The organism is Streptomyces sp. GL_140, assembly GCF_057834465.1.
This window is the reverse complement of sequence record NZ_CM174404.1, coordinates 2,120,947-2,133,334: the sequence shown is the minus strand read 5'-3', so window position 1 is coordinate 2,133,334 and position 12,388 is coordinate 2,120,947. Positions and strand designations below refer to the sequence as shown.

18 protein-coding genes are annotated in these 12,388 nt (G+C 69.1%); 11 read left to right on the top strand and 7 right to left on the bottom strand.

The features are described 5' to 3' along the window. Positions 1-15: 15 nt before the first annotated feature. Positions 16-411, bottom strand: coding sequence for a VOC family protein (locus AC3IYJ_RS10030; RefSeq protein ID WP_489400963.1), 396 nt, complete (start codon positions 409-411; stop codon positions 16-18). Between the two features lie 71 nt (positions 412-482). Beyond that, positions 483-1,373: a KPN_02809 family neutral zinc metallopeptidase gene (gene ypfJ, locus AC3IYJ_RS10025; RefSeq protein ID WP_489400962.1), complete on the bottom strand. Its 891-nt coding sequence runs from the start codon at positions 1,371-1,373 to the stop codon at positions 483-485. 305 nt (positions 1,374-1,678) lie between these two features. Between ypfJ and AC3IYJ_RS10020 the strand changes: the two genes are divergently transcribed. The 8 genes from AC3IYJ_RS10020 to AC3IYJ_RS09985 all read left to right on the top strand — a co-directional run bounded on the left by AC3IYJ_RS10020 (position 1,679) and on the right by AC3IYJ_RS09985 (position 7,055). Further along, complete coding sequence (locus AC3IYJ_RS10020) at positions 1,679-3,277, top strand: ABC-F family ATP-binding cassette domain-containing protein (protein ID WP_489400961.1); 1,599 nt, start codon at positions 1,679-1,681, stop codon at positions 3,275-3,277. A 352-nt stretch (positions 3,278-3,629) separates the two neighbouring features. Further along, complete coding sequence (locus AC3IYJ_RS10015) at positions 3,630-3,851, top strand: helix-turn-helix domain-containing protein (RefSeq protein WP_018518904.1); 222 nt, start codon at positions 3,630-3,632, stop codon at positions 3,849-3,851. A gap of 178 nt (positions 3,852-4,029) precedes the next feature. Beyond that, entirely contained in the window at positions 4,030-4,809 is a 780-nt protein-coding gene (locus AC3IYJ_RS10010; RefSeq protein ID WP_489400960.1) for an enoyl-CoA hydratase/isomerase family protein, read from the top strand. Between the two features lie 148 nt (positions 4,810-4,957). Beyond that, positions 4,958-5,392 carry an Asp23/Gls24 family envelope stress response protein gene (locus tag AC3IYJ_RS10005; protein WP_489400959.1) on the top strand — a complete coding sequence of 145 codons (435 nt, stop codon included), beginning with the start codon at positions 4,958-4,960 and terminating at the stop codon, positions 5,390-5,392. 10 nt (positions 5,393-5,402) lie between these two features. Then, positions 5,403-5,615, top strand: coding sequence for a hypothetical protein (locus AC3IYJ_RS10000; protein ID WP_489400958.1), 213 nt, complete (start codon positions 5,403-5,405; stop codon positions 5,613-5,615). Beyond that, positions 5,612-5,983: an Asp23/Gls24 family envelope stress response protein gene (locus AC3IYJ_RS09995; protein WP_489400957.1), complete on the top strand. Its 372-nt coding sequence runs from the start codon at positions 5,612-5,614 to the stop codon at positions 5,981-5,983. The genes AC3IYJ_RS10000 and AC3IYJ_RS09995 overlap by 4 nt, the downstream gene beginning before the upstream one ends. Continuing rightward, a complete protein-coding gene (locus AC3IYJ_RS09990) occupies positions 5,980-6,510 on the top strand; it encodes a DUF6286 domain-containing protein (protein WP_489400956.1) in 531 nt (176 codons plus the stop codon). Before AC3IYJ_RS09995 ends, AC3IYJ_RS09990 begins: the two co-directional genes overlap by 4 nt. After that, a complete protein-coding gene (locus tag AC3IYJ_RS09985; protein ID WP_489400955.1) occupies positions 6,507-7,055 on the top strand; it encodes an alkaline shock response membrane anchor protein AmaP in 549 nt (182 codons plus the stop codon). Before AC3IYJ_RS09990 ends, AC3IYJ_RS09985 begins: the two co-directional genes overlap by 4 nt. A gap of 51 nt (positions 7,056-7,106) precedes the next feature. Here the strand turns inward: AC3IYJ_RS09985 and AC3IYJ_RS09980 are convergent, their stop codons facing one another. The 3 genes from AC3IYJ_RS09980 to AC3IYJ_RS09970 all read right to left on the bottom strand — a co-directional run bounded on the left by AC3IYJ_RS09980 (position 7,107) and on the right by AC3IYJ_RS09970 (position 8,957). Next, the gene (locus AC3IYJ_RS09980) at positions 7,107-7,862 is read right to left on the bottom strand and encodes an SDR family oxidoreductase (protein WP_489400954.1); all 756 of its coding nucleotides are present in this window, start codon (positions 7,860-7,862) and stop codon (positions 7,107-7,109) included. Positions 7,863-7,872: 10 nt separating this feature from the next. Further along, complete coding sequence (locus tag AC3IYJ_RS09975) at positions 7,873-8,676, bottom strand: SURF1 family cytochrome oxidase biogenesis protein (RefSeq protein ID WP_489400953.1); 804 nt, start codon at positions 8,674-8,676, stop codon at positions 7,873-7,875. 113 nt (positions 8,677-8,789) lie between these two features. Next, positions 8,790-8,957 carry a hypothetical protein gene (locus tag AC3IYJ_RS09970; protein WP_489400952.1) on the bottom strand — a complete coding sequence of 56 codons (168 nt, stop codon included), beginning with the start codon at positions 8,955-8,957 and terminating at the stop codon, positions 8,790-8,792. Positions 8,958-9,254: 297 nt separating this feature from the next. Here AC3IYJ_RS09970 and AC3IYJ_RS09965 point away from each other — a divergent pair, with 297 nt between their 5' ends. Further along, positions 9,255-10,109: a hypothetical protein gene (locus AC3IYJ_RS09965; RefSeq protein WP_489400951.1), complete on the top strand. Its 855-nt coding sequence runs from the start codon at positions 9,255-9,257 to the stop codon at positions 10,107-10,109. Between the two features lie 29 nt (positions 10,110-10,138). Further along, positions 10,139-10,921, top strand: a complete 783-nt coding sequence (locus tag AC3IYJ_RS09960) for a putative transcriptional regulator (protein WP_489400950.1) — start codon at positions 10,139-10,141, stop codon at positions 10,919-10,921. A 79-nt stretch (positions 10,922-11,000) separates the two neighbouring features. Here AC3IYJ_RS09960 and AC3IYJ_RS09955 read toward each other — a convergent pair whose 3' ends face one another. Beyond that, positions 11,001-11,189, bottom strand: a complete 189-nt coding sequence (locus AC3IYJ_RS09955) for a DUF397 domain-containing protein (protein WP_489400949.1) — start codon at positions 11,187-11,189, stop codon at positions 11,001-11,003. Next, entirely contained in the window at positions 11,186-11,998 is an 813-nt protein-coding gene (locus AC3IYJ_RS09950; protein WP_489400948.1) for a helix-turn-helix domain-containing protein, read from the bottom strand. Before AC3IYJ_RS09950 ends, AC3IYJ_RS09955 begins: the two co-directional genes overlap by 4 nt. A gap of 122 nt (positions 11,999-12,120) precedes the next feature. On the opposite strand from AC3IYJ_RS09950, the gene AC3IYJ_RS09945 reads away from it, so the two are divergent. Then, complete coding sequence (locus AC3IYJ_RS09945; RefSeq protein WP_489400947.1) at positions 12,121-12,294, top strand: hypothetical protein; 174 nt, start codon at positions 12,121-12,123, stop codon at positions 12,292-12,294. The last annotated feature ends 94 nt before the right edge of the window (positions 12,295-12,388 follow it).

Below are 12,388 nucleotides of genomic sequence, written 5' to 3'. Positions count from 1 at the left end.
CGCGTGCGCCGCGGGTCAGACCTGCGGCGCGTACGTCCCGAAGCTCCAGACGTTGCCCTCGGAGTCCCGGGCCATGTAGTCCCGCCCGCCGTAGTCCTGGTCCGTGGGCGCCATCAGGATCTCCACGTCGTGCTCGACCGCACGTTTGTAGTGGGCGTCCACGTCGTCCACGACCATGTAGATCCCGGCCGGGCCTGCGCCGGTCATCGCCGCGTCGAAGGCCCCGCCGCGGCCCTTGCTCCCCAGCATCACCATGCCGTTCCCGTAGGACAGCTCCGCGTGCTGCACGATCCCTCCGTCGCCCTCGTAGGCGGCGACCTGGGTGAAGCCGAACGCCTCTGTGAGCTGACGGATCGCAGCCTTGGCGTCGGTGTAGAGCAGTGTCGGACAGATGGTCGGAACGCCTGCCATGACGATCACTCCCTCTTGCTGTGATGCGGGTCGGGTGACCCACATCACAGCATGGCAGGGGCCACTGACAGTCAGCGGAAGGTGTTGCACTGGGCCATGTCGCCCGTGCGGTAGCCCTGGTAGAACCACTGCTGGCGCTGCTCGGCCGATCCGTGCGTCCAGGACTCCGGGGTCACCCGGCCCTGGAACTTCTCCTGGATCCGGTCGTCGCCGACCGCGGCCGCTGCGTCCAGGCCGTCCTTGATGTCCTGGTCGGTCAGGCTGGTGATCAGCGGCTTGCCGGTGGACTCGTCCGGGGTCTTCGTCGCGTTGTGCGCCCATACCCCGGCGTAGCAGTCGGCCTGGAGCTCGACCCGGACCGCGTTGCTGTTCGCGCCCTGCCGCCCGTCCTGGGCCTTCTGCAGGGTGCCGGTCAGGTTCTGGATGTGGTGCCCGTACTCGTGGGCGACCACGTAGGCCTGGGCGAAGGGGCCGCCGCTCGCGCCGAACTTGCTGCGCAGCTCGTTGAAGAAGCCCAGGTCCAGGTAGACCTGCCGGTCACCGGGGCAGTAGAAGGGGCCGACGGCCGAGCTGGCCGCACCGCAGGCGGTGTTCACCTTCCCGGTGAAGAACACGGTCTTCGCCGGGGAGTACTGGGCGCCCCGCCTGGCGAACTCCTGCTTCCAGAAGTCCTGGGTGCTGTTGATCACGGCCACCAGCCGGCAGTCCTCCCGTGCGTTCGCGTCCTGCCCGGTCTTGCAGGTCTGCTGCACCTGCGCGACGGAGGAGGAGGTCGACACCGGCTCCGGGTTCCCGTCGGACAGGCCCAGCTGCTCCGGGCCCACCCCGAAGAACAGGCCCAGGAGCAGTGCGATGAACCCCACGATGCCGCCGCCGACGGTTGCCTTCCCGCCCGGGATGCGGCTGCCGCGGACATCCGTGACCTCGGAAGTGTCCAGATTGGCGTTGTCGTCGAACTGCATCCCGCACCGCCCTCTATTCGTGAAGACAGGGGCGGCCACGTGTCCGGCCCTGCGGCGAGTACCAACGTGTTCATCCTGATACGCCGCCCGGCCGGTAGCCGCACCCGATGGGCCGAACGGGGGGCGCGGGGGAGCGGGCCCGGGCGGCCGCCAGATCGGCGTGCGCCGGGGCGGACGGGCCCGAAAGTGGTTGCGCACCCCCGGTAGAATGACTTCCATGGCAAATCTCCTCGCGGATTAGCGGCGTCGAAGCATCGCGTCCTGCCCCCCTTCCGCCGTCCCCACCCCGCACTGGAGTATTTTCCGTGATCACCGCCACCGGCATCGAGCTGCGCGCCGGCGCCCGCATCCTCATCGAGAACGCGTCCTTCCGTATCGCCAAGGGCGACCGCATCGGTCTCGTCGGCCGCAACGGAGCCGGCAAGACCACCCTCACCAAGTGCCTCGCGGGCGAGGGGACGCCGGCCGCCGGCAGCATCGCCCGCTCCGGTGAGGTCGGCTACCTCCCGCAGGACCCGCGCACCGGCGACCTCGACGTCCTGGCCAGCGACCGGATCCTCTCCGCGCGCGGCCTCGACGTCCTGCTCAAGAAGATGCGGATGAACGAGGAGCGCATCTCCACCGGCTCCGGCGCCACCCGCGAGAAGGCGATGCGCCAGTACGAGCGCCAGGAGACCGAGTTCCTCACCAAGGGCGGGTACTCCGCCGAGTCGGAGGCCGCGACCATCTCGGCCGCCCTCGGCCTGCCCGACCGGGTGCTCGGCCAGCCGCTGCACACCCTCTCCGGCGGTCAGCGCCGCCGCGTGGAGCTGGCCCGGATCCTCTTCTCGGACGCCGACACCCTCCTCCTCGACGAGCCGACCAACCACCTCGACGCCGACTCGATCGTGTGGCTGCGCGACTACCTGAAGAACTACCGCGGCGGGTTCATCGTGATCTCCCACGATGTCGACCTGGTCGAGACGGTCGTCAACAAGGTCTTCTACCTGGACGCCAACCGCGCCCAGATCGACGTCTACAACATGGGCTGGAAGCTCTACCAGCAACAGCGCGAGGCCGACGAGAAGCGTCGCAAGCGCGAGCGCCAGAACGCGGAGAAGAAGGCCGCGGCGCTGAACTCGCAGGCCGACAAGATGCGCGCCAAGGCCACCAAGACGGTCGCCGCGCAGAACATGGCCAAGCGCGCCGACCGCCTGCTCGCCGGCCTGGAGGCGGTCCGCGTCTCCGACAAGGTCGCCAAGCTGCGCTTCCCGGACCCGGCGCCCTGCGGCAAGACCCCGCTGACCGCCGAGGGCCTGTCCAAGTCGTACGGCTCGCTGGAGATCTTCACCGACGTCGACCTGGCCATCGACAAGGGCTCGCGCGTGGTCATCCTCGGCCTCAACGGCGCCGGCAAGACCACGCTGCTGCGTCTGCTGTCGGGCACCGAGAAGCCCGACACCGGCTCGGTCGTCCCCGGCCACGGCCTCAAGCTCGGCTACTACGCCCAGGAGCACGAGACCCTGGACCCGGAGCGCTCGGTCCTGGAGAACATGCGCTCCTCGGCGCCGGACCTGGACCTGGTCGCCGTCCGCAAGACGCTCGGCTCGTTCCTCTTCTCCGGCGACGACGTGGACAAGCCCGCGGGCGTCCTGTCCGGTGGCGAGAAGACCCGTCTCGCCCTGGCGACGCTGGTGGTCTCCTCGGCGAACGTGCTGCTGCTCGACGAGCCCACGAACAACCTCGACCCGGCGAGCCGCGAGGAGATCCTGGGCGCGCTGCGCACGTACAAGGGCGCTGTCATCCTCGTCACGCACGACGAGGGCGCCGTGGAGGCGCTGGAGCCGGAGCGGATCATCCTGCTCCCCGACGGCGTCGAGGACCTGTGGGGCCCGGACTACCGGGACCTCGTGGCGCTCGCCTGATCCGCTTCCGCAGGTTGATCCAGTTGCTTATGGATCATTCGGCTCAGGCGTGATCCATCATCTGAGTGAGACGGTCTCATACCGTTCCGTGCTCGAATACGGCCCCGGCCGCATCCCCAGGGATGCGCGACCGGGGTCTCGTGTTTTCGCACTCTGGCCCCTGACCTGGCGATTCATCCCGGGGGAGCGAAAATGTGACGGAGGTCATGCAGCGGAAGAGGAGATTCCGTTCTGCACGACTGTCCACCCCGCGAGAAATGCCGTCGTACCGACCTTGCTGAATGGGTGGCCAGGAAGGCGGGGAGGGGTGATCATGAGAAGTCCAGAGCGCACTTCCCATGAGGAGGCACGGGTGGCCGAAACTCTGAAGAAGGGCAGCCGGGTAACCGGCGCCGCGCGCGACAAGCTCGCGGCAGACCTGAAGAAGAAGTACGACTCCGGTGCGAGTATCCGGGCGCTGGCCGAAGAGACTGGCCGGTCCTACGGATTCGTCCACCGGATGCTCAGCGAATCCGGAGTCACGCTGCGCGGTCGCGGTGGTGCGACGCGCGGCAAGAAGGCGGCTACGGCCTGACCATCGGATCAAGGTTCCACTTGTAGTTCCGTTTGTGGTTCCACTTGCAGTTCCGGTTCCAGATCCACCGTCTTCGGTGACCCCCGGTCGGCTTCACGGTCGGCTGGGTGGTTACTGTGCAGTCACTTAGGCTGGCAATCCGGCCGACCGACCGCACAGCCCCACCGGAGGCATAGAGATGGCTCTGCTCGACAAGGACGGCGTACGGCTCACCGTCGACGACACGGTAGCCACGGTGACACTGACCAATCCGGCCAAGCGAAACGCTCAATCCCCCGCGCTCTGGCGGGCGTTGACGGAGGCCGGACGGTCGTTGCCTGGCACCGTCCGGGTCGTCGTGCTGCGCGGCGAGGGGAAGTCCTTCTCCGCAGGGCTCGACAGGCAGGCCTTCACCCCCGAAGGCTTCGAGGGCGAGCCGTCCTTCCTTGACCTGGCGCGCGGTTCGGACGAACTGCTCGACTCCACCATCGCCGAGTACCAGGAGGCATTCACCTGGTGGCGGCGCAACGACATCATCTCCGTGGCCGCCGTACAGGGGCACGCGATCGGTGCCGGATTCCAACTTGCGCTCGCGTGCGATCTGCGCGTCGTCGCGGACGACGTGCAGTTCGCCATGCGCGAGACCGGTCTGGGCCTGGTCCCCGACCTCACCGGCACCCAGCCGCTGACCGACCTGGTCGGCTACGCCCGCGCGCTCGAAATCTGCGCGACGGGCCGCTTCGTACAGGCGGACGAGGCGGAACGGGTCGGCCTCGCCAACCTGGTCGTCCCCGCCGACGAACTCGAGGCGGCGGTCCAGGACCTCACCACGGCCCTGCTGGCCCCGCCGCGGGACGCCGTGATCGAAACCAAGGCCCTGCTGCGCGCGGCCGGCTCCCGGACGTACGACGAACAGCGGGCGGCCGAACGCGCCGCGCAGGCCCGGCGCCTGCGCGACCTGGCGGGCCTCTCCGACTAGTCGGCCCCCGTGTCCGACGCTTCCGCCGCACGGGGGCCGCTTCGGCGTCCCCCGTGCGGCGGTGTGCTCTGCGGACCCCCCGCGCGGTGGCGCGGTCGTCGACTTAACGTGGTCGGGAGTCCACCGCGTGAAGGTGAAGGGACCCGTGATGACCGAATCCGCTTCGGGCGCCAGCGCCGCCAAGCCGCCCGCCGACCGGGGCCGGACGACCATCGCCGACGGGGTGGTCGAGAAGATCGCCGGGCTGGCCGCCCGCGAGGTGGCCGGTGTCCACGCCATGGGCAGCGGCAGCGGCCTCTCCCGTACCTTCGGCGCGGTCCGCGACCGGGTCCCCGGCGGGTCCAAGTCCGCCGTCAGCCGTGGCGTGAAGGCGGAGGTCGGCGAGGTGCAGACCGCCCTCGACCTGGAGATCGTCGTGGACTACGGCGTATCGATCCGGGAGGTGGCCCGTGCCGTCCGTGAGAACGTCGTCTCGGCGGTCGAGCGGATGACGGGCCTGGAAGTCGTCGAGGTGAACATCGCGGTCAGCGACGTCAAGCTGCCCGACGAGGACGACGAGGAGCCGGAGTCCCGACTGCAGTAGAGGAGCCTGTATGAGCATGGCGGTCGTCGGCCTGCTGGCCGGCATGGCACTGGGGTTCGCCGGGTACTTCGGTGGCTTCGGGGCCTTCCTGCTGGTGGCGGCGCTCGGCGCCATCGGCTTCGTCGTCGGCCGGTTCCTCGACGGGGACCTGGATCCCGGCGACCTCCTGCGGCCGCGCGACCGCGGCCGCGGCGCGGACCGCGACCGTCGCGGGGACCGATGAGCACGCCACCGAGGTCAGCCCCGCCCCGGGTGGCCGCCGCCGACCGGGGGGCCACCCGGATCGCCGACCGGGTCGTGGCGAAGATCGCCGCCCAGGCCGCGCGGGAGGCGCTGGAGCGCCCCGCGCCGGACGGCTCCGCGGCGCACGCCGCCGTCACCGTGCACCACGACATCGCCCGCGTGCGCGTCACCCTGGACCTGCCCTACCCCTGCGACCTCGCCGCCCAGTGCGCGGCCGTACGCCGCCGGGTCGCCCTGCGCGTCGAGGAGTACACGCAGATGTCCGTACCCGAGGTGGACATCGACATCGAGCACCTGCGCCCTGCCTCGGTCCGGCCCGCCGCCGGGCCGGACCGGAGGCTGCGGTGAGCGCCCGGTTCCGTTCGTCCCGCAGGATCCCGGCCGCCGCCCTGGCCGTCGCCGTACTGGGGGTGGCGGGGCTGTTCCTGTACGACCTGGCCGCCGTACGGGCCCACCGGCCCGGGATGAGCTGGCGCCGCGAGCTCGCCCGCCAGCTGGAGCGGCACACCCCGGCGGACCCGGGCGTCCTGATCGGCGCCGGGATCCTCGCCGCGGCCGGGGCCGCGCTGCTGCTGCTCGCCGTCCTGCCGGGACTCCGCGGGATCCTGCCGATGCGGGCCGAACACCCGCGGGTCCGGGCCGGTCTGGAGCGCAGGGCCGCCGTGCAGGTGCTGCGGGACCGGGCGATGGAAGTGTCGGGGGTGCGGTCGGTACGGGTCAGCATGGGCCGGTCCCACGTGGGGGTCCGGGCCGTGTCGCACTTCCGCGAACTGGACGACGTACGGGCCGACCTGGACGCGGTGCTGGCCGTCGGGATCGGGGAGCTGGGCCTGGCCCACGAGGTGCGGCCGAGGGTACGGGTGAACCGGCGGTGACCCTCGGCGCGGTGAACCGGGCGCTGCTCGCGCTGTCCGGCCTGGCCCTGCTGGCCGCCGGGGTGGCGGTGCTGACCGGGTCCTGGCCGCTCGGGGGCCGCGACGAGCCGCTGCTGGCCCGGGAGCCGCACCGCGGACTGCCGCCCTGGTGGGCGGTGCTGGCCGGACTCGGGGTCTGCGTACTGCTGGCGCTGTGGTGGCTGCTCGCCCAGTTGCGCCGGGCCCGGCCGGCGTCGCTGCTCGTGGACACCGGTGACGGGGCGTTCGCGGTGCTGCGCGGGCGGGCCCTGGAGGAGGCAGTCGCCGCCGATGTCCGCGCCGCGGTGGACGGGGTGGCCGACTGCCGGGTCGTCCTGCGGGGCCGGCGCGGAGCCCCGGACCTGCGGGTCTCCCTGGAACTGGAGCCGCACGCGGTTCCGGCCGACGCCCTGGCCGCGCTGGCGGGCCCGGTCCTGACCCGGGCCAGCACCTCGGCCGGGCTGTCCGGGCTCTCGGCCCGGGCCCGGCTCCGCGTCACGCCCAGGCGGGCCCGGCGGGTGCTCTGACACCGTGTCCCGCGTCAGCAGACCCGTCGGAAGCCCCGCCCCGAAGCCGCGTCAGAAGCCGTGGCGGGAGCCGCCGTCCACCGGGAGCATGATGCCGGTCAGGTACGAGGCCGCGGGGGACAGCAGGAACGCCGCCGAGCGGCCGAACTCCTCGGGTGCCCCGTAGCGCCGCAGCGGGATCCGGGACTCGTTCCCGCTGCGCGCGGCGGCCGCGTCCCCCGACAGGGCGTCGAGCTCGCGGACCCGGTCGGTGTCGATGCGGGCCGGGAGCAGCCCGACCACGCGGATGCCGCGCGGCCCCAGTTCCACCGAGAGGGACTTGGCGAAGCCGGCCAGGCCCGGACGCAGGCCGTTGGAGATGGTGAGGCCGGGGATCGGTTCGTGGACCGAGCCCGACAGGACGAAGCCGATGACCCCGCCCTCGCCCAGTTCCGCGGCCGCCGCCCGCGCGAGGCGGACCGCGCCGAGGAAGACCGACTCGAAGGCCGTCGTCCACTGCGCGTCGGTGTTGTCGGCGGCCGAACCCGGCGCCGGGCCGCCCACGCTGATGAGGATGCCGTCGAAGCGGCCGAAGCGCTCCTTGGCGGTGGCGACGAGACGGTCGGCCGCCTGCGGGTCGGAGTTGTCCGCGGCCACGCCCACCGCGTTCGGGCCCAGTTCCGCGGCGGCGGCCTCGGCGCGCTGTGCGTCGCGGCCGGTCAGCACCACCTTCGCGCCGTCGGCGGTCAGTTCGCGGGCGGAGGCGTAGCCGAGGCCCCTGGTGGCGCCGGTGACGACGTAGACACGGTCCTTCAGTCCAAGATCCATGCCCGGTACGCTACGCCGTCGGTGCCGCCGCCGACTCCTCGTCCCGCTCCGTGGCGGCCTTCGCCGCGGCCTCCTCGCGGTCGCGCTTCTCGCGCCGTACGAGGATGATCCAGCCCGCCGGCACGCCGAGGGTGAAGAGCCACCACTGCACGGCGTAGGCCATGTGCGGCCCGATCGAGTCGTGGTCGGGTTCGGCGACCACCTCGGGCCTGCCGTCCGCCGGGACGGGGGCGGTGAGTTCCAGGTATCCGCCGAGGACGGGCTTGCCGAGGGACTCGGCCTGCTGCTCGCTGTTGATCAGCATCACCTGGCGGTCCGGGAGGCCCTTGCGGTCCTTGATCCCGCTGTCGCCGCTGGTCTCGTCGGCCTTGAGCCGGCCGGTGACCGTCACCTCGCCCGTGGGGGCGGCGGGGACCGGAGGGTAGGCGCGCGGATCGTCGCCGCCCGCCACCCAGCCGCGGTTGACGAGGACCACCTTGCCGTCGTCCTGCACCAGCGGGGTCACGACCTGGAAGCCGACCTTGCCGTCGTTCGAGGTGCGCATCCGTACGACGACCTCGTGCGCGGAGTCGTACCTGCCGGTGGCGGTCACGGCACGCCAGAAGTCGGCGCGCGGGACGGTGTGGCCGGGGGAGGTGACCTGGCCCATGGGAACCGGCTTGTCGGTCAGGTTCTTCGCGATCAGCTCGTTCTGCGCGACCCGGTGCTCATGGCGGTGGAACTGCCAGAACCCCAGCTTGATCATCGCGGGGATGAGGACGAGGCCGATGAGGGTGAGGCACACCCACTGCCGGGTCAGCACAAAGCGGTACACGCCCACGACGGTACCCCCAGCGGCGAGGACCCCGGAGGCCGGGTGGCCGTCCGGGGTCGTGGGGGAAGGGAGCGGGGGGAGGGGCGGGGCGGGAGCCCGGGAGCGCGGAGGGGTCAAACGCGGTCGGTGATGCCCACCTTCCCCTCCGCGCGGGCGCAGTGCCCTCCGCAGAACCACTGCCCCTCCACCTCGACGCCCTGCCCGATGATCTGGACCCGGCAGTGCTCACAGATGGGCGCCATGCGGTGGATGGCGCAGGAGAAGCAGTCGAAGACGTGCACTCTCCTCTTCGATGAAACTGATACCTCACCAAAGGTGGTGACCTGCCCACATGACCGGAAGCGAGTGGCTTGCGCACTGGCTGTCACGCGTCCCCATGCTCTCTGATGATGCCATGGCTGACATCCGAGACGTCCTGGTTGCAGCCGAAGATGCGGACGACTGACCCACCCCAACCTACTTGCCTCCCGTGATCCGCAGGAGTAGCTTCACGGGAAGCAAGAGACCCCGGTAGCGCGCCAACGCTGCCGGGGTCTTACATCTCCATCTCCATCTCCACCTAGAGGAGCTAGCTCTAGATGCAGGTCCAGCGTACAAGGCACGTTCGTGCCTATGTCCAGATACCCAACGAGATCGCACGTCACAGCACCCTCAGCCTTGAGGCTGTCGGCCTGCTGACCCGTCTCCTGTCGCTCCCGGACGCCAACGGCGCCACGGTCGAGCGTGTCACTTCTGCTGTGCCTAACGGCAGGCGCACTGTCTCCAACGCCATGAACGAATTGATCGACGCTGGTTACGTGAAGCGTGCCCGCGTTCAGGACCCAGAGACTGGCCGTTGGGTCACCATCACCTCCGTCACGGACTCCCCGACTGACCACATGCCGACGGTCGGTCTCCCGACTGGTCAGGCTGTCGGCGGCTATCCCAAGGGAGTAATACACGAGGGAAATGACCTCCTCCCCGAGGCCGCCCCGGAGCCTGAAGGCTGCGAGGGCGAGAGCCAGCAGCAGGAGGGGGAGGAGATTTCCTCTCTCGGCAACGACAGCGACAACAGCGCCTCCGGCACCGCTGACGCGGTGACCGTTCGGGCTGCCGTCTGTCTGGGTCGCCTGGGCAGCTTCGAGCGTCGGCTGAGGCTGTCCCCTCAGGAAGTCATGCGGCTCGCGCCGAAGGCTTCCAAGTGGCTCAGTGATGGTCTCCACGAGATGGAGGTAATCACCGCTCTCACTCGTGCGCTTCCCGCAACCATCGAATCCGCGGCGGCTCTCGTGACGCACCGGCTTGAGAAGTTCCAGCCCGAGAAGGCGGAGATCCGTCCGCCGGCAGCGGCTGCTGCCCCTCGCGCCAAGCGCTCGCAGTGCCAGGAGTGCGGCAGGCCCTTCCGCCTCGGTGTCACGGCTGATCTGTGCGCCGACTGCCGAACCAACGCCTAACCCAACTTCCGCAACTGAAAGGCACTCTTGTGTCCAGCTCAGCCCTGCCCTGGTACCTCAAGGGGATCCTGTACGTAGCGCTGCCAGCCGCGTGCGTCGCAGCCCTCTACCTCTCCATCCCAGGAGAGGTGGCCTTGGCGAGAACCGCCGGATGGTCTGAGAACTACGCACCAGCCATGCCGATTTGCCTCTCGGTCTATGCCCTCTCAGCCGGGGCCATCGCCACCTACCGCCGCAAGATGCAGCTACCGGGCCAGGTGACGGCTCTCATGGGGTCCCTCGCAGCTCTCACCCTGGCGATGTCGGCCCAGTCGATCTCTCACCTGATCGAACAGGACTACATGACCAGCTCTGCTCACCTGGTGGTAGCCGTCTCCTGCGTGCCCCCTCTCACCATCGCGCACCTGGTGCACATGGCAGAGACTCCCTCTCAGGTGAAGACTGCTGCTGAGGAGAAGCGGGAGCTTGCTGAGATGATCGACTTCCTCACGGTGGAGTTGACTCGCACTGTGACCTCTCAGACCTCCCTCGTGCTCTCTCAGTCTCAGGCAGCAGTGCAGCAGTTCGACACTCTCACTGAGGTAGCTGAGAACCTGACCCTGGAAGCGGAGGAGGCGACAGGGGAGCTTGAGAAGGTTCTCACCGCCGTTACCACCTCTCGTAAGGTCATCGACGCACAGACCATCGAGGCAGCCGCTGAGAGGCTGAAGCGGGCTGGTAAGAGGGCCACGGTAGAGAACATGTGCAAGGCCCTGGGAATCTCTCAGGCCACCTACTACCGCTACGGCGGTGGGAAGGCTCTCACTGCCTAGCCTGGCTGTCCTAGAGACGCACGAGGGCCCTCCCCAGGGATATGGGGGAGGGCCCTCAGCTCTAAGTGTACGTGGCTTGTCAGACGCTCTGACCCCTGGCGAAGCCAACGAAGTTGGACCATGCCTTGGGGGAGGCCGTGAATGCTCCTTGGCTGTGGTCCTTGGTGTCCCGGACGGAGACAGCTCCGGGAACGTTCGTGGCGACCTCGACGCAGTTGTCGTTCTGGCCGCTGTACGTGCTCTTGCGCCAAGCAGGCTGCGTGATCATGTGTACGTCCCCAGTGCTTCCCGGATCAACTCTTCTGACTGGCTGGGCGATAGGGCCTCAGCGTGGAGCTGATCATAGATCCTCTGAAACCGCTCTGCGTCTTCAGCATCCAGCATGTACCGGCCTACGTCGAAGCCCTCCGTGTACGCGGAGACCTCACCAGTACGCGAGGTGAGCACGCTAATGGATCCGCCGACAGTCGGGCAGTGAGGCGGAAGGATCTGTACGTGAATGTTCGGCATCTGTACGACCTTGAGTAGATGCTCCATCTGTTCGCGCATGATCGCTCGCGAACCGATCACCTTGGTGAGTGCTCCCCTGTCGAGAACGACCCACAGCCAGGGAGCATCCGCCCCTTCCAAGACCTCCTGCCGCTCGTACCGACGCTCAGCGGCTACCCGGATCTCCTCTTCCCGCCCTTCAGGGTCACCCAGCCGCATGAGTGCTGCGGCGTACGCCTGTGTCTGGAGCAGGCCAGGGATGAGGAGAGAGAACTCCTTTATCGTCTTGGCCTTGGCCTGCTTCGCAAGGAACGGTCGCGCGTAGTCCTTGAAGCTTGCAAGGCTCATCAGGGGATACAGCTCAGTCAGAGAGTCGCCGGCGTCCAGGACGGCCGTGAGCCGTTCCACCATCTCCTTGTTCGGCGGATCGTTGGCCGTCTGGATCTTGATCAGGCGAGTTTCTGAGATGAAGAGCTTCGCAGCTAACTCCTTGGCGGTGAGCCCCCGTAGGTCCTGCAAGTCTCTGACCTTCGCACCTAGCAAGCCTGCTGGCGTTGTCCTGTCCAGCTCCTTACGCGGTCGGCCCACGTCACTACCCCTGTTTCTGCGGGATCTCACTACGCACCTTGACTTACCTGGTCAGCGTAGCCAGTTGGGGTCCAAGGTTGGAACCAGAAGCCCGAAGCTGACTCGAAGGGCAGGGAGCCCCTGTGAGCACCGAACTTGGCACTGGTCACCAGCCCGCCGCAGTGGCGGACCTCCCCAACGCGATAGAAGCACGGGCCTTCCACAGGCTGACCCCCGAACCCGTCATGCTGCCTCGCTACGACAACTCGACCGAGGTGGTGAAGAGGGTGCTTGTGCGGCTCCACGACATCCTGTGAGAGCACTCCGGCCTCCCTACCAACCGTTCACTGGTCAGGCTGTCGTAGACGAGCGCACAGGACGCGTCTGCCGGGTTCTCGTGGACGTGCACGG